Raw genomic sequence first — 16,193 nt, forward strand, 5'->3', positions numbered from 1 at the left:
GAAAACATGACTTGTTTATAAATTTCAATCCAAATAAAAAGTCGATCATTAGTTGATCGGCTTTTTATTTGCATCATTTTCAGCAGATAAACTTCTGTATTTCAGAGGATTATTTTTATAAGGCCCTTTAATAGACAAAGTCATTAATTGAAATGCCATTTCATGTTCAGAATAATGCATGTTATTTTCAATCCACCAAATAATAACTTCTAAAAAGGCAGATTCCACATATTTGATAATTAAATCTCTTTTAGCAAAAAGGTTTTGATCACTAGGTTCTATTTGGTTAATCCCCTCGGAAACAAACTCATGAATAATTTCTAAAAGTCCCGAAGTTAAATAAGGAATACGGTTAGTAACAAGTAAAGCTCTATAAAATGCGAAATTTTCCGCAATCTGGTGAAATAATTGAACAAAACTTGGATGAGGTTGTTGGTCTAAATAATCGAAGTTATCTAAAAATGATATTTGGACATTTACTTTTTCACGTAAATCTTTTAAAGTTTCATCAATATATTGAATCATAAGTTCATTCTTATCTTTATAGTGAAGATAAAATGTAGCACGTTTCACAGTTGCTTTATCAGAAATATCCTGTACAGTAATTTCATCAAAAGCTCGTACTTCCATGAGGTCAATAAAGGCCTGCTTTAATAACCTTCTAGTTCTAATAACACGTGGATCAATTTTTTGTTTTGTCATAAATTTCTATTCCTTTGCAATGAAATAATATTTGTTTTTATAATCAACTAAATAAAATGCTATAAAAAACAGATTTTTATAGCTGTTAAATCTTAAAAGTTCTAATCTTATTTATTATAAAATCGACTCTTGTTCAATAAGATTATATCTATTTTTTTGTTTAATAATAAAGAAAGAACAGTACGATCGATTAGAATCAGAAAGGGGATAATTGGAATAACATATTACCAATATTGTAATGGCCCGCTTAATTCACCTCATAAATTGTATTCTTCAATATCTTACTATACTTATAAGATTTGATATACAATCACTTTTTAATATCAATCATAAAATGCTGCTTTCTTAATTTTAGGATGATAAACTGGAACAAAATTGCGTCAACTTTACTTTTTTATTCAGGAAAGAATTTATTGTTGATGATACTAATTTGAAAAAAGGCTATGTGGTCTTAGGCTATGAAACTAATACGTTCCATTCTTATTTGTGTAACGGATTAGAAAAAGAGTTTAAAAATCAGTTTGATTTTTCATTGAATGAAAATGGTTTTATTAAATCACTTGCTGAAGCAGAGAGATGTTGTGACATTGCAAATGACGAAAACATTGAACAGAACCAGTTTTTTGGCTTCCCTGGGCTATTTTTGAATACAATTCTTATTGAACTAACGCATTGCAATACTTACATAAATATATGCCTATATCCAACTTATTACTTATTCTCTATTTTTCAGGTGAATTATTAACCTCTTTATCGATAATAAATTTGTTTAGAATTTAAGAACATTAAGATTAATATTTGTTTAGAGTTTTCTGGGGAAAATGCATTTCTAACTTTACAAAATGGACATTATCGACAATTTAAAAAGGAACTGCAGTTTGCAATTCCTAAACTAAAGTCTTTTATTTATTAGCAGCGTTTATTACACTAAGTGAATTATTTATTGCCGTTTTGCATTTACTTACATCAGGTTTTGATGAACGAACTGTTGCTAATACAACGTCAATTGTTCCGTCAATTTTTGTCCATGTTGTTCCATCTATTTTTCTAAGTTTAGCCTCTGATGAATCCCATTGATGTTCCAAATTATCAGCATTTTTATAAGCTGAAGTAAAGTTCTTTGAGTTCACATCTGTTAGAATTTGATTTTCAATATTTACAAAATCCGTTAATTGACCAGATAATGTAGTTTGAGTAGAAGCAGTTTGTGATGATAATTTTACATAACCGCCAATACCTACTGCTAAGAAAATAAACAATACTAAAATTGTTTGTGCCATAACATTTTTCTTACTATTATTTATTTCTTTTGTTTCACTTCTTGCGGAAATATCAATTTTTGTGACAGCTAGGAAAATGATGATAGCTAAAATTGCGGTTAGAAAAATTACACTTGTAACTGTTGTACCTAAGCCTAACCCGCCATTTACTTTTGGCTGAGATAAGTAATCCCCTAATGAAGCGCCGAGTGGTCGAGTAAGAATATACACTATCCAAAAAGCTAACATTCCATCAAGCTTTAAAAACTTCCATGCTAAAAATACACAAAGTATGATACCAATTACTGTTACTCCGGTCTTAAAATACCCAAGTCCAAGTTGTTCTGAATACAAATCTCCTACTGCAGTTCCTAGAGCAAATGTGAAAAGAATGGAAAACCAATAGAAAACTTCTCTTTTTCTTGTGAAAATTGAGTGTATAGAAAGTGTTTTTTCACTAAGATACCAAAAAAGGAAAGTTAATCCTAGTAGTATTGAGAAAACAATTGTACTTGTCTCAAGAGGTACTCCCATTGCGTCAGTCAAATTATCTGTTACCAAAGTACCGAATACACTTATTAACACAACAGTTATCCAATAATAACTAGGAACATATTTTTTTGCTCTGAATTGAAAAAATAATGAGATAAAAAATGCTAAACCCATAATGATCGTAGTAAGTCCTAATCCAAGACCAAGGTTAAAATTCAGGAAATCAGCAAATGTTTCACCAACGGTTGTACATAAAACTTTGATAATCCAGAAATAGATTGTAACTTCTGGTACCTTGTTAAGTAAAGCTTTCATTTTATTTTGGGTTGTTTCCATAAATAAATTCCTTTCATTTGATTTAAATCTATTTTTATAGTTACCAATAGTTATGAAAAAAATGAACAAATAGTAAATTGAATAATTTTTTTCAAACTTCTTAAATTTTTTTGTGCTATTTTATTTTTTCGTGATTTAACAACATATTTGCAACAAACGCATGCGATAGTTGAATTAGATGTGACTTTTAAATAGGAGGAAAATAGAAGGGCAATGATGAACTATTATCAATCACAAATATTTAAACCCTTATTCAACTAACATAATGCGCTAGTTGAACAACCTTAAAGTTGCCCCGGTAGCTTTTTTTATCAAGTAAATGGTAGTTTAGTTGAAATAAAATGGGCTTTTTCAAGCATTTGAACGCGCTTGCCGATTTGTTCCAGCGGTTTTTCTAGTATTCTTGTTTTTTAATGTAAATTTTATCAATCCAACTAGCAATGGATTGTCGTTGTTAATTTCACAAATAATCTTATTAACAGTTGTTGCACTACCACCTTTGACAAGTGTGATTGGAAATGAAGTGAATTTTTGCAACATTTATTATGGGGTTATTATTAGTTCGATTAAAAATGAATCACGTTCTCATAGTAAATGTACTCGTACTTTTATTATCTATTATTTTAGTGAAAATTTTTATACCAGAAAATGGTCCATATAAGTTAATTGAAAGAAATATTTCTTCAATTTTCTATTTTATATTATATTTTCTAGGTCAATTAATCATTAGATTTATACTCCACGTTATAGCTATTAATAAATCAGTGTCAAAAGTGGAGTAAAAGTTTATATTCCCAAGCTAAAAAAACTTAGAAATTAAAACAGTGGGTTTGGTGTTATGCAAGTAACTCATTCGTTAGTTCTATAAGGAATTAACAACTACTCAACCCAAAAATAAATTTAAAATGATTACGTTTCTTTTTTATTTGTTTAAAGCCTTCTTTAGAGTCAATTATAATAACTGTTTTAGCTAGGCAAATTCTTATATAGTATTGGTTCCGGTTAAATAAAAGCCTTTGACAAAGGAAAAAACACCCCCAAAGTCGTATAAATAATTATCGACATTTTGGAGGTGTTTTTTTTAGGTTAGAGGTCAAATAATAAATGAGTGTGCTTGTTTAAAATTGGTTTGCTTAAAAATAGGAGAAAATATACAAAATGAGAAGGGATTATGAAATGAATAAAGAAGACCTACTAAGTAAAGGATATCGGAAATATTCAGGAGAAGAGATTGAAGTTTATTTCAGCAAAGAGATCTGTACACATTCAGGTAATTGTGTAAGGACTTTGCCGAAAGTGTTTGATACAAAAAGAAAGCCATGGATTCTTGCTGATAATGGAGAAGCAGATTCAGCTATGAAAACGATCGATTTATGTCCAAGTGGTGCACTACAATATATTTATAAAAGGGATGATAAATAATATGAATATTGAAAAGGCAGAAAAAAAACACTTCATTGAGAATGAGGAAGGGAAAATTGTCGCTGAAATTACATTTGTACAAGCTGGAACATCAAAAGTGATCATTGATCATACTTTTGTCGAAGAATCCTTGCGAGGACAAAATATTGCCAGTAAACTTGTTGCTTCTGTTGTAGAAGAGATGAGAGAACAAGACAAAAAGATTGTGCCACTATGTCCATTTGCTAAGGCTGAATTTGAACGCAAAAAGGAATATCAAGATATGCTTGCGTAAATATACACATTGTTAAATGATGTCAACAATCGTCCTTTTTTACATTTTTTTCTATCCATCATGTTAAAATATCTCAATATTGAATAAAGAGGTAATCGTATCTCAAAGATTAGTAGTTAAATTGAAAAACAGTAAGATCTAAATATATTAAAGGCGGTGTAAATTTATGAACAGCAGCCCTATTGTGAAAGAATACTCAAATGAATATCAAGCTCAAGTAGTTGATTTAATTCTTGCTATTCAGCAACAAGAATACAGTATAAAGATTACCAAGGATGATCAGCCTGATTTGTTTACGATAGAAGAATTTTATCAGAATGGAAACGGGAACTTTTGGGTGGCTCTTTCTGGCGATAAAGTAATTGGTACAATCAGTCTTTTAGACATAGGGAATGAGCAGGTTGCGTTAAGAAAGATGTTTGTAGATAAGGATTACAGAGGTGCAAAATATAATACTGCTAGTCTCTTATTAAATAATGCTATTGAATGGGCGAAAGAAATGTCAATAAAAGCAATTTATCTTGGAACAACCCCTCAATTTTTAGCCGCTCATCGATTTTATGAAAAAAATGGATTTACAAGTGTAGAGGGTAATGATTTACCTGAGAATTTTCCAGTAATGAAGGTCGATAAAAAATTCTATAAGTATTCGGTAGAATAGATTTAAATGATTTTAATTATTTAGCACAAAACAAGAAAAGAACAACTGTGGACCTGAGAAGTCCGTCGTTGTTCTTTTTTCATCTAAATATAATGTTTATACATTTACCTGAGGAAGCAAAATATGTTTTAAAGTATTTTCAGCTTCGTTTAATCGGCTTGAAGTTTCAAATGTCGCTTGTGCTTGCCCTGCACCGCCGCCACCTTTTCCTTCAACCTGTTTTAGTAAATTTTTAATTAGTTCCCCACAATGTACATCATTTTTAAGTTGATTAATTAGCAATAATTTTTGCTCTTTTACACTTGAAAATACAAGTAAAGAAGGTTTTTTAGTCTGTATTGATTTTGCGAGTAACTGTAAGTCTTTAACTGATTCTTCTTCAAATGTTTTAATAATGATATCATTTGGTGCATTTAATAATAACTCATTAGAAATTGAGTTAAAGATCGTTTCTTTCATTTTCTCGATTTCTTTTTGCGCTTCTTTTAATTCATTAATTGTCAATTCGACTTTATTTTTAACTTGATCAGTATGTGTATTAAATAATTGATTAATAGTTGATAATGTTTTACTAGTTTTTTGAATTTCCTCAAGTGCTCTATAGCCACATTTAAAATGAAGTCTAGTAGTTTGTCTTACTTTTTCAGTTTTAATTAATTTGATAAATCCAATTTCACCCGTTTGTTTTACATGAGTACCACAACAAGCAGATAAATCAGTATGTAAAATCTCAACAATTCTTATATTGTCTTCAACTTTTGGTAATTTGCGAAGTTGAAGTGCATTTAATTCTTCTTTATTTACGAAGTAGGTTTTAATTTCAATATTAGCAAGAATCTTTTCATATACTGCTCTTTCAATTTGATTTAATTGTTCAGCTGAAAGAGAAGGGGTATCTAGGTCAATCGTAACTGTCTCTTTTCCTAAATGAAAACTTACAGTAGGAATATCAAATAGTTCAATAATGGTTGCTGAAAGTAAATGTTGGCCGCTATGATGTTGCATATGATCAATTCTACGGTCCCAATTTATTTCACATGTTGCTTCCAATGATTCCGGTTTTGCATTTAAGACATGGATTACTTCTTCATCATCCTCTATTAAATCAACGATTTCGATTCCATTAATTGTACCGAAATCAGATGGCTGCCCGCCACCTTCAGGATAAAAAGCAGAATCTTCAAGTTTGATATGAAATAATGAATCAACTTCTTTAATTTCAGTAATTTTAGTAAACCATTTTTTTAATGAGGGGTGTTCAAAATATAGTTTATTTGCCATGATATTACCTCTAATCTTTTAATTTCCTAAATTTGATGTTTAATTTAAATTATATAGAAACGAAATAAAAACTTAAAATAATATATATCTAATCTTAGCATAATTGACTATTACACAAATAGATTTTAGTATTTAGTTAATTAACTAAATACTAAATCTTAGGGGTGTGAAAGGTGAATGAACTATTTAAAGCATTATCGGATCCAACTAGAAGGAAAATTTTAGATTTATTAAAAGAGAAAGATTTAACTGCTGGGGAAATTTCAGAACAATTCGATATGTCAAAACCTAGTATTTCTCAACATCTTAAAATATTAAAGTCAGCCAAGTTAATTCAAGATGAAAAGAAGGGGCAATTTATTATTTATTCTTTAAATATGACGGTTTTTCAAGAAATTATCAGTTGGGCATATAGTTTTAAAGAAAATAACCTGAGAGGAGACTTAGATTGAAAAAGCATATTATTGCAATTTTACTATTTATTTGTTCATTAGTATTTTGGATTATTAACTTTCATGATTTACCAAGTCAATTACCTGTTCATTGGGATTTTTCAGGACAAGTTAATAATTACGATTCAAAAATGCAAACGTTTATCGAGCTACATGCGATCATGCTTTTCGTTTATATATTGCCAATTGTTACTCCGAAGATTGATCCAAGAAAAGAGAATTATAAGTTATTCCAGAGAAGCTTATACTTTATGGCAACAGGGATTTTATTTATTTTCTTTTTAATTAATATGAGTGTTTTATTTTATGGATTAGGTTATGACGTTCATATCGGCTCAATGAGTTTTCTTTTTATTGGCCTTTTGTTTATGTTTCTTGGAAATTATATGCCTCATGTTCGTTCAAATTATTTTATCGGGGTCCGTACACCTTGGACATTAAGTAATGAAAATGTTTGGAAAAAAACACATCGTGTTAGCGGTAGAATATTTATGATCATTGGTTTATGTTTTTTATTGCTTTATTTTATACCAATGAGTGATAAGGGAATAATTGTCATTCCATTGATTATATTATTAGTTGGATTCCCAACTATATACTCATATATTGCCTTTAAAAAGGAAATGAAAAACTAAATTAAGCTGTTTTTTTACAAAATTTGGAGATTGTTTTTGAATTTATTTTAGAAAAAATTTAATTTCCTTTTAAAATATGGTATTGTAAAGAGTAGAGCAAAAGAGTTGGAGGAATATAATTAAAATGATTACAGTTTCTAATGTTAGTTTGCGTTTTGCGGACAGAAAATTATTTGATGATGTTAATATAAAGTTTACACCAGGTAACTGTTACGGTTTAATTGGTGCGAATGGTGCGGGTAAATCTACTTTTATTAAAATTTTATCTGGTGATATCGAGCCTTCTACAGGTGATGTAATTGTAACACCAGGTGAGCGTCTTGCAGTATTAAAACAAAACCAGTTTGAGTATGAAGAGTTTGAAGTTCTTCAAACTGTAATTATGGGTCATACTCGTCTTTTCGAAGTAATGAAAGAAAAAGATGCAATCTACATGAAAGAAGATTTCACTGAAGAAGATGGCATGAAAGCTGCAGAACTTGAAGGTGAGTTTGCAGAGTTAAATGGTTGGGAAGCAGAATCAGAAGCTGCGATTTTATTAAAAGGTCTTGGCATTACAGAAGACTTACATTATAAAAAAATGGCTGAATTACAAGCAGGCGAGAAAGTAAAAGTTTTACTTGCTCAAGCATTATTTGGTCAACCAGATATTCTTTTACTAGATGAGCCAACGAATAACTTAGATCTTAAGGCTGTTCAATGGTTAGAAAACTTCTTAATTAACTTTGAAAACACAGTTATCGTTGTATCACATGACCGTCACTTCTTAAATCAAGTATGTACGCATATGGCTGATTTAGATTTTGGTAAAATTCAACTTTATGTTGGTAACTATGATTTCTGGTATGAATCAAGTCAATTAGCTCAAAGATTAATGTCTGATGCTAATAAGAAAAAAGAAGAGAAAATTAAAGAACTACAAGGATTTATTGCTAGATTTAGCTCAAATGCTTCAAAAGCAAAACAAGCTACTTCACGTAAAAAACTTTTAGATAAAATTACACTTGATGATATTAGACCATCTTCTCGTCGTTATCCATTCGTTGGATTTACGCCAGAGAGAGAAGTTGGAAATGATTTATTAACTGTAGATGGAATTTCAAAAACAATCGATGGTGAAAAAGTACTAGATAACGTACGTTTTACTGTAAACAAAGGCGATAAAATTGCGTTTGTTGGTAAAAATGACGTTGCGATTTCAACTTTATTTAAAATTTTAATGGGTGAAATGGAGCCAGATACAGGTTCATTTAAATGGGGTGTAACAACTTCTCAAGCATTTTTCCCTAAAGATAACTCAGAGTTCTTTGAAAAAAGTGATATGAACTTAATCGAATGGTTACGTCAGTTCTCTCCACAAGATGAGTCTGAAAGCTTCCTACGTGGTTTCTTAGGACGTATGCTATTCTCAGGAGAGGAAGTAATGAAAAAAGCTTCTGTTCTATCTGGGGGAGAAAAAGTTCGTTGTATGCTTTCAAAAATGATGTTAAGTGGAGCAAACGTATTAGTATTAGATGATCCTACTAACCACTTAGACTTAGAGTCAATTACAGCATTAAATAATGGTTTAATTGCATTCAAAGGTACTGCATTATTTACATCTCATGACCATCAGTTCATTCAAACAATTGCAAACCGTGTCATTGAAGTGACACCAAACGGTTTAGTTGATAAAGAGTGTACTTATGATGAGTTCTTAGAGAACAAGGATTTACAAAAGCAAGTAGAAGAGTTATATAAGAAGTAATTCCATATACACAGGCCTTTCGTATTGAAAGTGAATATTTGTGAAAAAGGTGAAACCACTAATCAATTGATTAGTGGTTTTTTGTACTTTCATCTTTTTTTCATATTTGTTAAACTATAAAAAAGGGAGGAGAAAAAATGTCTGAGTTAAATGAAAATAAGTTTTTTAAAAAGTATTTAAAGAAAGCTTCTTCCTATTTAGGAAATAAAGAAAAATCAACGAATTTATTGAAAAAAGCAGCTAAGCTCGCACCGAATAAAAAAGGTGCGTTAGGTGAAGCTTGGGAAAAAGTAAATTTATTTATAGATCTATTTAAATCATACATTAATGGCAGTTATAGAGATATTTCCACAAAATCAATTTTGACTGTAATTGGGGCATTAATTTATTTTGTCAGTCCAATCGATGCCATACCAGATTTTATCGTAGGCTTAGGCTTTTTAGATGATGCAACGATTTTAGCGTATACATTTAAACAACTTAACAAAGATATCGAAAAGTATAAAATTTGGAAAGAAAATAATAACGAAAAAGATGACCCATCAAATATAGTGGAAATTGAAGAGTCAGTACAAGATCATGAGCTAAAAGATTAATATTTATTAAAAAAGGTTGCCCATTAGTTATTAATGAGCAACCTTTTTTATACTGATTAATAATGTATATGACTTTCTTCTTTTGACCAAACAATGAAAGGGTTTTCAATATCTTTGACTTTAATCATAATTTGTTCACTTGGTATCGTTCGATCTTCATATGGCAATGAAAGTTCATCATAAATATGTGCATCATCAAAACCAATTTTTGCAGCATCATCTTTTGTGAAAAAATAATATATTTTTGAAATTCTAGACCAATAGGCTGCACTTAGACACATCGGGCATGGTTCACAACTAGTGTATAAGACAGCATCCTTTAGTATATATGTACCTAAATTTTGACATGCGTTTCGAATTGCTTGAACCTCTGCATGTGCAGTTGGATCATTTAATGTTGTGACACCATTTACTCCGGCACCAATAACTTTTCCATCTTGGACAATAACTGCCCCAAATGGTCCACCATTCTTATTTAATAAGTTTTCGTAAGCAAGTCTTACACTTAATTTAATCCAATCAGAGTGATTCAAACTAACACCACCTTTATAGTAATAAGGGCGAAAGGTATTTACATTTATTTAGTTTCTTAAATTAATATAAATAAACATTCAATCAAATTGGTTAACCAAATCGATTTACTATTCTTTCAATCAACCATTAATATTAAAAAGGGTATCTTACTTATTTGTACACTCTCTTACAGTATTTAAGAACAAAAATAATAGTGTAATATTATACAATTAAATATTTTTAATATAAAATTAAGTGATTAACGAGATAGGAAAACTTATAAATATTAAAAATGTCGAATGATTTATTCAGAAATTTAAAGGAGTTATTTGAACCGAATTAGAATATGTAAACGGTTACAACTTTTTTAAGGATGTGTTTCGAATGAAGAATTTCGGGAATTCTATTCAATTGCAAGTGTATAGAAGTGGGAAAAAAAGTGAGATTCCTGTTAGATTTGAGGATTTAGAAAAGTTAGCACATGATCAATTAGAAGAGGGACCTTTTTATTATATAGCAGGTGGCGCAGGTAGTGAGCGCTCGATGAATGAAAATCGATTAGCCTTTGACAAATGGAAAATTGTACCGCGAATGTTACGTAATGTGGCTGAGCGTGATATTAGTATAAAATTATTTGGCAAAACATATAATTCGCCAGTTTTATTTGCACCAATCGGTGTCCAGTCGATTGCACATCCAGAAGGGGAACTTGAAACTGCTAAAGCAGCAGCAGAATTGAATATTCCATACATTACTAGTACTGCATCAACTTACTCATTGGAAAAGGTTTCAAGTGTTCTAGGAAATTCTCCTAAATGGTATCAATTATATTGTAGTAGTGATATGGAAATAGCAGCAAGTATGATTAAACGTGCTGAAGCAAATGGCTATGAAGCAATTGTTATTACACTTGATACTTCGATAATGGGCTGGAGAGAAAAAGATATTGAAAATGCATATTTGCCATTCTTACAAGGACAAGGTATCGGGAACTATTTAGAGGATCCAGTGTTTTGCTCAAGATTAAATAATTCACCAAAAGAAGATCCACAGTCAGCAATTCTATTATGGACAAGACTTTTTGGCAATCCTGCATTAACGTGGGAAGATTTAGCATTTTTGCGAAATCAAACTAAATTACCAATTTTATTAAAGGGCATTTTACATAAGGACGATGCGATGCTTGCACTTGAATATGGAATGGATGGCATCATCGTTTCAAATCATGGTGGTAGACAAGTTGATGGAACAATTAGTACTTTAGATGCATTAGAGAGCATTTGTAGTGAATTAAAAGGTGAATTACCAATTTTAATGGATAGTGGCATTAGAAGGGGATCGGATCTATATAAAGCATTAGCAATCGGTGCTGATGCAGTATTAATTGGTCGACCGTATATGTATGGACTAACTCTTGGTGGTAAAAATGGAGTAATTCAAGTAATGAAAAATATTTTAGCTGATTTTGATTTAACGATGGCTTTATCCGGACAAAAAAGTATTAGTGAATTAAAGCCATCTTTGTTAGTAAAAGAAAACTTTAGTAAACATTTTTAAAAATTAAAAAGAGCGACCTCAGTAAGTGCTTAGACTAATGAGCCGCTCTTAATTTTTGAAAATTAAATTATGCTGCGTTTTTTACTTCGGTATATTCTTTAACGAAAAACTTCTCCATCATACACCCAATTACAAAACCAAGTAAAGCGGGTATTACCCAACCGAATCCTTTACTTTGCATTGGAACAATCGATAATAATTCATTAAGTCCATTATTTAAAAATGATGAATTGATAATCTCAATTAGGCTATAAATTCCAACAAACAAAATTGTTAATAAATAAACAGGTCTACCTTTAAATGGTAATTGATCGTGTAAAAGTGCTAGAACAATGAGTGAAATTGCCATTGGATATAAAAGACCTAATATTGGAACGGAAACTTTTAATATTTGAGTAAGTCCTAAATTTGCTACGAATCCACTTATAAAACATAATAAGATTGCCCATTTTTTATAAGATAGTTTAGGGAAAATACTATTAAAATACTGAGAACATGATGTGATCAAACCAATACAAACACTTAAACATGCAAGTGTAAAAATAAGTCCTAAAACAATCGTTCCACCATTACCAAATAATTGATTCATTACAGTCGTTAAGACGATTGCTCCATTGTCAATTTGTCCAGTAATCGTTGCTGAAGCACCTAAGTAGCCAATTATAAAATAAGTTAACGATAATAATAATGCACAAATTAAACCGAAAATCATTAAATATTTAATTTGTAATTTTTGATTTGTAACATTTAATCTTTGAAAAATATTGATGAAAACAATCCCGTAGATTAATGCACAAATCCCATCCATTGTTTGATAGCCATCTAAAATTCCTTGTGAGACAGGATTAGATTTATAAGTTAAGGATGCATCCTTAAAACTAGATAAGTCTGTAAACATTGCTTTCATAAAAACAATTAAAATTAAGATTAGTAAAGCTGGAGTTAAAATTTTACCGAATCTGTCAACTAATTTTGAAGGTGATTTAGCAAACCAATAAACGATACTAAAAAACACAATCGTATAAACTAATAGTCCTATTGGAGAAACAGCTAAACCTGCAGGCAAAAATGGTTTAACTCCCATTTCATATGCCAGACTACTAGCTCGTGGAATTGCAAGCCCAGGTCCGATCGACAAGTAGATTGCCATCGGGAAGAGAAGCGCAAAAATAGGATGTACTCTCTTTACAAGCGTATCAAAATTACCGGATTTAGCTATTGCTATAAATGCTAAAATCGCAATACCTGCATCTGAAATAATAAATCCAATTATTGCTTGCCATACATTCTCTCCAGCTGCTTGTCCAATGTATGCTGGAAAAATTAAATTACCAGCTCCAAATAACATAGAAAATAACATAAATCCAATAAACATAATTTCTTTTTTTGTTAAAGTATTCAAATAATTCCCCTCAATCATCGTTGTAATTTAAAAATGATTTTCTCATTCTACCAAAAATTAGCTCTATTTACTACAAAATCTATTAATATTCTTACGATTTTCACAAATGATGAAAAAAATTTTCTTTTGTCCTAATTTTAATTACTTAAAGCATAAGAAAACTTGTCCTCTAACTATATATACTTATAGGCTTTTTTAAGGGAGGACTAGAATGATCCAATTTCAAGATATATCTTTTAAGTTTTCAAATGGAAAAAGTGCAGTTCAGGATTTATCTTTTTCAATTCAAACAGGTGAATGTTTTGTTTTAATTGGCCCAAGTGGCTGTGGAAAAACAACAACAATTAAATTAATAAATAGATTAATTAAACCGACTGATGGTGAAATTTTTTATCATGATAAAAACATTAAAGAGTATGATGAACATAAGCTGAGGAGGGAGTTTGGATATGTACTTCAACAAATTGCATTATTTCCCCATTTGAATGTTGAAGAAAATATTTCAATCGTACCAGAATTAAAAAAATGGAACAAAGCACAAATAAAAGAGCGCACTAAAGAATTATTAGAATTAGTAAAATTAAATCCTTTGGAATTTAGTAAAAGACCGATTTCAGAGTTATCTGGGGGTCAACAACAGCGGGTAGGTGTAGCGAGAGCTTTAGCAGGGGATCCGGACTTATTACTAATGGACGAACCATTCAGTGCATTAGATCCGATTACAAGATTACAATTACAAAAGGATCTTAAGCAATTAAAAACAAAAATTAATAAAACGATCCTTTTCGTCACTCATGATTTAGACGAGGCATTTTATTTAGGAGACCGGATCGGGATTATGCACAATGGTGAACTAGTTCAAGTAGGTACGAAAGACGAAATTTTAAATAATCCTGTTAATCCTTTTGTTGAACAATTTATAGATCATTATCGAGGTAAGGCTGTTGTAAAGGAGAGAATATAAGATGATTCTAACTTCATTTACGACGACTCTTGCAAATAGAAAAGAACAATTATTAACTGCTTTGTTAGAGCATATTCAAATTTCAGTATTTGCACTTATTATTGCAATAATTCTAGCTGTCCCGATTGGAATTTACTTAACGAAGAAGAAAGTACTCCCTGAGTTTGTAATTGGAACAACAGCAGTTATTCAAACCATACCTTCATTGGCGCTGTTAGGGATTTTAATACCATTAGTCGGTATTGGAAAGATTCCAGCGGTAATTGCGTTAAGTGTATATGCATTATTGCCGATCTTGCGAAATACATATACCGGAATTAAGGAGATTGATCCGATCCTATTAGAGGCAGCAACCGGTTTAGGAATGAACGGTAGACAAAGGCTTTTTAAGGTTGAATTACCATTAGCATTACCAGTTATGATGGCGGGAATCCGAACTGCGATGGTCATAATTGTTGGAACTGCAACAATCGCTGCTTTAATAGGAGCTGGTGGATTAGGTAGTTTAATTTTATTAGGCATTGACCGAAACGATATGAATTTAATCATAATAGGGGCAATACCATCAGCGCTTTTAGCAGTTATATTTGATTTAATTTTAAGATTAATAGAGAAGAAGAGTTTTAAGAGTTTTTCATTAAGGATCATAACGGCTAGTTTTATTTTATTAGCATTATTATTTTCTCCCTTAACAATTAAATCTTGGAATAAAACAGATCTTGTCATTGCTGGAAAACTAGGTGCTGAACCAGAAATAATAATGAATATGTATAAATTATTGATTGAGGATGAAACAAATCTAAATGTTGAAGTTAAGCCTAATTTTGGTAAAACGACATTTGTGTTTAATGCATTAAAAAAAGGTGATATTGATATTTATCCAGAATATACAGGTACAGTCGTTTCTACTTTTTTGAAAGAAAAGGCTGTTAGTAATGATGCAAAAGCTGTATATAAACAAGCTGCTGACGGTTTAGCAAAAAAATATAATTTGAGCTATTTGGAACCTATGAAATTTAATGACACTTATGCATTAGCTGTTCCAGATCACATTTCAAAACAATTTGGAATCGAAACGATTTCAGATGCAACTAAAGTAGCAAACCAGTTAAAAGCAGGTTTCACTTTAGAATTTACTGATCGTGATGACGGATATTTAGGATTGCAAAAATTATATGGTTTGAAATTTCAAGATTTAAAAACGATGGAGCCAAAATTGAGGTATGACGCAATTCAATCGGGGGATCTCTCAATAATTGATGCATATTCAACTGATAGCGAGCTCAAAAGTTATAACATGAAAGTGTTAGTCGATGATAAACATTTATTCCCACCATATCAATGTGCACCACTTCTAAGAAAAGAGACACTTAAAAAGTATCCTGAAGTTAAAAATATTTTAAACAAATTAGAAAATAAAATAACGGATGATGAAATGCGAGAAATGAATTATAAAGTAAATGTTGGTGGAAAATCTGCCGAAAGTGTTGCTAGTGAGTTTTTGAAGGATGAGGGATTGCTAAAATAAACGAATTGGACTGTTTGGTCAGGGAAACTGATCTAAGCAGTCCTTTTTTATTGCAAACATCGTAAAGTTCTATGCATTCACAGTTAATAATTAACAGATTCATAGTGACTTTTTATTCGATTTAGTCAGAATTAGTGGTAATTCACTAGTTTTCTTTTTGAGAGTATTAACCTTTGAACAGTTTTTGTGGTGAAATACCTTAACTGGTATGGGTAATATTGTGGCTTAATTGCACTTTTACTAGATTTAATTGCAGATTCGCTAATTTTATTTGCAGTCCGCCGTTTATTTGCAGTATCCAATGATTTATTTGCAGTCCAGACTAACAAATAAAAAAGAGGGTTGCCTAAAAAATAGGCTACCCTCGTCTTT

At 30.7% G+C, this 16,193-nt stretch carries 17 protein-coding genes; 11 read left to right on the forward strand and 6 right to left on the reverse strand.

Translation table 11 applies throughout. From position 1 onward, the window contains the following. Nucleotides 1-48 precede the first annotated feature (48 nt). A complete protein-coding gene (locus tag ACFWM3_RS11520) occupies nucleotides 49-702 on the reverse strand; it encodes a TetR/AcrR family transcriptional regulator (protein ID WP_390311422.1) in 654 nt (217 codons plus the stop codon). A gap of 430 nt (nucleotides 703-1,132) precedes the next feature. Between ACFWM3_RS11520 and ACFWM3_RS11525 the strand changes: the two genes are divergently transcribed. Next, nucleotides 1,133-1,447, forward strand: a complete 315-nt coding sequence (locus ACFWM3_RS11525) for a hypothetical protein (protein ID WP_390311423.1) — start codon at nucleotides 1,133-1,135, stop codon at nucleotides 1,445-1,447. Nucleotides 1,448-1,604: 157 nt separating this feature from the next. Here the strand turns inward: ACFWM3_RS11525 and ACFWM3_RS11530 are convergent, their stop codons facing one another. Together ACFWM3_RS11530 and ACFWM3_RS11535 are read right to left on the reverse strand one after the other, a co-directional pair. Beyond that, nucleotides 1,605-2,789 (reverse strand): COG4705 family protein, encoded by a 1,185-nt coding sequence (locus ACFWM3_RS11530; RefSeq protein ID WP_390311424.1) that lies wholly within the window; start codon nucleotides 2,787-2,789, stop codon nucleotides 1,605-1,607. A gap of 872 nt (nucleotides 2,790-3,661) precedes the next feature. Continuing rightward, complete coding sequence (locus tag ACFWM3_RS11535; protein ID WP_390311456.1) at nucleotides 3,662-3,838, reverse strand: DUF3977 family protein; 177 nt, start codon at nucleotides 3,836-3,838, stop codon at nucleotides 3,662-3,664. Nucleotides 3,839-3,965: 127 nt separating this feature from the next. Here ACFWM3_RS11535 and ACFWM3_RS11540 point away from each other — a divergent pair, with 127 nt between their 5' ends. The 3 genes from ACFWM3_RS11540 to ACFWM3_RS11550 all read left to right on the forward strand — a co-directional run bounded on the left by ACFWM3_RS11540 (nucleotide 3,966) and on the right by ACFWM3_RS11550 (nucleotide 5,146). After that, on the forward strand, nucleotides 3,966-4,211 hold the full coding sequence (locus tag ACFWM3_RS11540) for a (4Fe-4S)-binding protein (protein WP_390311426.1): 246 nt from the start codon (nucleotides 3,966-3,968) through the stop codon (nucleotides 4,209-4,211). 1 nt (nucleotide 4,212) lies between these two features. After that, nucleotides 4,213-4,485: a GNAT family N-acetyltransferase gene (locus ACFWM3_RS11545; RefSeq protein WP_390311427.1), complete on the forward strand. Its 273-nt coding sequence runs from the start codon at nucleotides 4,213-4,215 to the stop codon at nucleotides 4,483-4,485. 166 nt (nucleotides 4,486-4,651) lie between these two features. Next, nucleotides 4,652-5,146 (forward strand): GNAT family N-acetyltransferase, encoded by a 495-nt coding sequence (locus ACFWM3_RS11550; RefSeq protein ID WP_390311428.1) that lies wholly within the window; start codon nucleotides 4,652-4,654, stop codon nucleotides 5,144-5,146. A gap of 96 nt (nucleotides 5,147-5,242) precedes the next feature. On the opposite strand, the gene ACFWM3_RS11555 is transcribed toward ACFWM3_RS11550, so the two are convergent. Further along, entirely contained in the window at nucleotides 5,243-6,427 is a 1,185-nt protein-coding gene (locus ACFWM3_RS11555; protein WP_390311429.1) for an alanyl-tRNA editing protein, read from the reverse strand. Between the two features lie 173 nt (nucleotides 6,428-6,600). Here ACFWM3_RS11555 and ACFWM3_RS11560 point away from each other — a divergent pair, with 173 nt between their 5' ends. The 4 genes from ACFWM3_RS11560 (at nucleotide 6,601) to ACFWM3_RS11575 (ending at nucleotide 9,857) form a co-directional block, all read left to right on the forward strand. Continuing rightward, nucleotides 6,601-6,879, forward strand: coding sequence for an autorepressor SdpR family transcription factor (locus ACFWM3_RS11560; protein WP_056477093.1), 279 nt, complete (start codon nucleotides 6,601-6,603; stop codon nucleotides 6,877-6,879). After that, on the forward strand, nucleotides 6,876-7,514 hold the full coding sequence (locus tag ACFWM3_RS11565; RefSeq protein ID WP_390311430.1) for an SdpI family protein: 639 nt from the start codon (nucleotides 6,876-6,878) through the stop codon (nucleotides 7,512-7,514). Before ACFWM3_RS11560 ends, ACFWM3_RS11565 begins: the two co-directional genes overlap by 4 nt. A gap of 124 nt (nucleotides 7,515-7,638) precedes the next feature. Continuing rightward, a complete protein-coding gene (locus tag ACFWM3_RS11570) occupies nucleotides 7,639-9,261 on the forward strand; it encodes an ABC-F family ATP-binding cassette domain-containing protein (protein ID WP_056477099.1) in 1,623 nt (540 codons plus the stop codon). A gap of 137 nt (nucleotides 9,262-9,398) precedes the next feature. Then, complete coding sequence (locus ACFWM3_RS11575; RefSeq protein WP_335415174.1) at nucleotides 9,399-9,857, forward strand: YkvA family protein; 459 nt, start codon at nucleotides 9,399-9,401, stop codon at nucleotides 9,855-9,857. Nucleotides 9,858-9,913: 56 nt separating this feature from the next. Here the strand turns inward: ACFWM3_RS11575 and ACFWM3_RS11580 are convergent, their stop codons facing one another. After that, nucleotides 9,914-10,390 (reverse strand): nucleoside deaminase, encoded by a 477-nt coding sequence (locus ACFWM3_RS11580; RefSeq protein ID WP_390311431.1) that lies wholly within the window; start codon nucleotides 10,388-10,390, stop codon nucleotides 9,914-9,916. 364 nt (nucleotides 10,391-10,754) lie between these two features. On the opposite strand from ACFWM3_RS11580, the gene ACFWM3_RS11585 reads away from it, so the two are divergent. Beyond that, a complete protein-coding gene (locus ACFWM3_RS11585) occupies nucleotides 10,755-11,927 on the forward strand; it encodes a lactate 2-monooxygenase (RefSeq protein ID WP_390311432.1) in 1,173 nt (390 codons plus the stop codon). A gap of 67 nt (nucleotides 11,928-11,994) precedes the next feature. On the opposite strand, the gene brnQ is transcribed toward ACFWM3_RS11585, so the two are convergent. Further along, nucleotides 11,995-13,329: a branched-chain amino acid transport system II carrier protein gene (brnQ, locus tag ACFWM3_RS11590; RefSeq protein WP_390311433.1), complete on the reverse strand. Its 1,335-nt coding sequence runs from the start codon at nucleotides 13,327-13,329 to the stop codon at nucleotides 11,995-11,997. Nucleotides 13,330-13,540: 211 nt separating this feature from the next. Between brnQ and ACFWM3_RS11595 the strand changes: the two genes are divergently transcribed. Together ACFWM3_RS11595 and ACFWM3_RS11600 are read left to right on the forward strand one after the other, a co-directional pair. Then, on the forward strand, nucleotides 13,541-14,293 hold the full coding sequence (locus ACFWM3_RS11595) for an ABC transporter ATP-binding protein (protein ID WP_390311434.1): 753 nt from the start codon (nucleotides 13,541-13,543) through the stop codon (nucleotides 14,291-14,293). Between the two features lies 1 nt (nucleotide 14,294). Further along, nucleotides 14,295-15,821 (forward strand): ABC transporter permease/substrate-binding protein, encoded by a 1,527-nt coding sequence (locus tag ACFWM3_RS11600; RefSeq protein ID WP_390311435.1) that lies wholly within the window; start codon nucleotides 14,295-14,297, stop codon nucleotides 15,819-15,821. Nucleotides 15,822-16,193 lie beyond the last annotated feature (372 nt).

The sequence above is a fragment of the Gottfriedia sp. NPDC058432 genome (assembly GCF_042721555.1).
Lineage (GTDB): Bacteria > Bacillota > Bacilli > Bacillales > Bacillaceae_G > Gottfriedia.

Bases quoted from the DNA above. Each gene is read 5' to 3' on its own strand.
- ACFWM3_RS11520 (WP_390311422.1), bottom strand. From the start codon at position 702: ATGACAAAACAAAAAATTGATCCACGTGTTATTAGAACTAGAAGGTTA.
- ACFWM3_RS11530 (WP_390311424.1), bottom strand. From the start codon at position 2,789: ATGGAAACAACCCAAAATAAAATGAAAGCTTTACTTAACAAGGTACCA.
- ACFWM3_RS11540 (WP_390311426.1), top strand. From the start codon at position 3,966: ATGAATAAAGAAGACCTACTAAGTAAAGGATATCGGAAATATTCAGGA.
- ACFWM3_RS11545 (WP_390311427.1), top strand. From the start codon at position 4,213: ATGAATATTGAAAAGGCAGAAAAAAAACACTTCATTGAGAATGAGGAA.
- ACFWM3_RS11550 (WP_390311428.1), top strand. From the start codon at position 4,652: ATGAACAGCAGCCCTATTGTGAAAGAATACTCAAATGAATATCAAGCT.
- ACFWM3_RS11555 (WP_390311429.1), bottom strand. From the start codon at position 6,427: ATGGCAAATAAACTATATTTTGAACACCCCTCATTAAAAAAATGGTTT.
- ACFWM3_RS11570 (WP_056477099.1), top strand. From the start codon at position 7,639: ATGATTACAGTTTCTAATGTTAGTTTGCGTTTTGCGGACAGAAAATTA.
- ACFWM3_RS11575 (WP_335415174.1), top strand. From the start codon at position 9,399: ATGTCTGAGTTAAATGAAAATAAGTTTTTTAAAAAGTATTTAAAGAAA.
- ACFWM3_RS11585 (WP_390311432.1), top strand. From the start codon at position 10,755: ATGAAGAATTTCGGGAATTCTATTCAATTGCAAGTGTATAGAAGTGGG.
- ACFWM3_RS11595 (WP_390311434.1), top strand. From the start codon at position 13,541: ATGATCCAATTTCAAGATATATCTTTTAAGTTTTCAAATGGAAAAAGT.
- ACFWM3_RS11600 (WP_390311435.1), top strand. From the start codon at position 14,295: ATGATTCTAACTTCATTTACGACGACTCTTGCAAATAGAAAAGAACAA.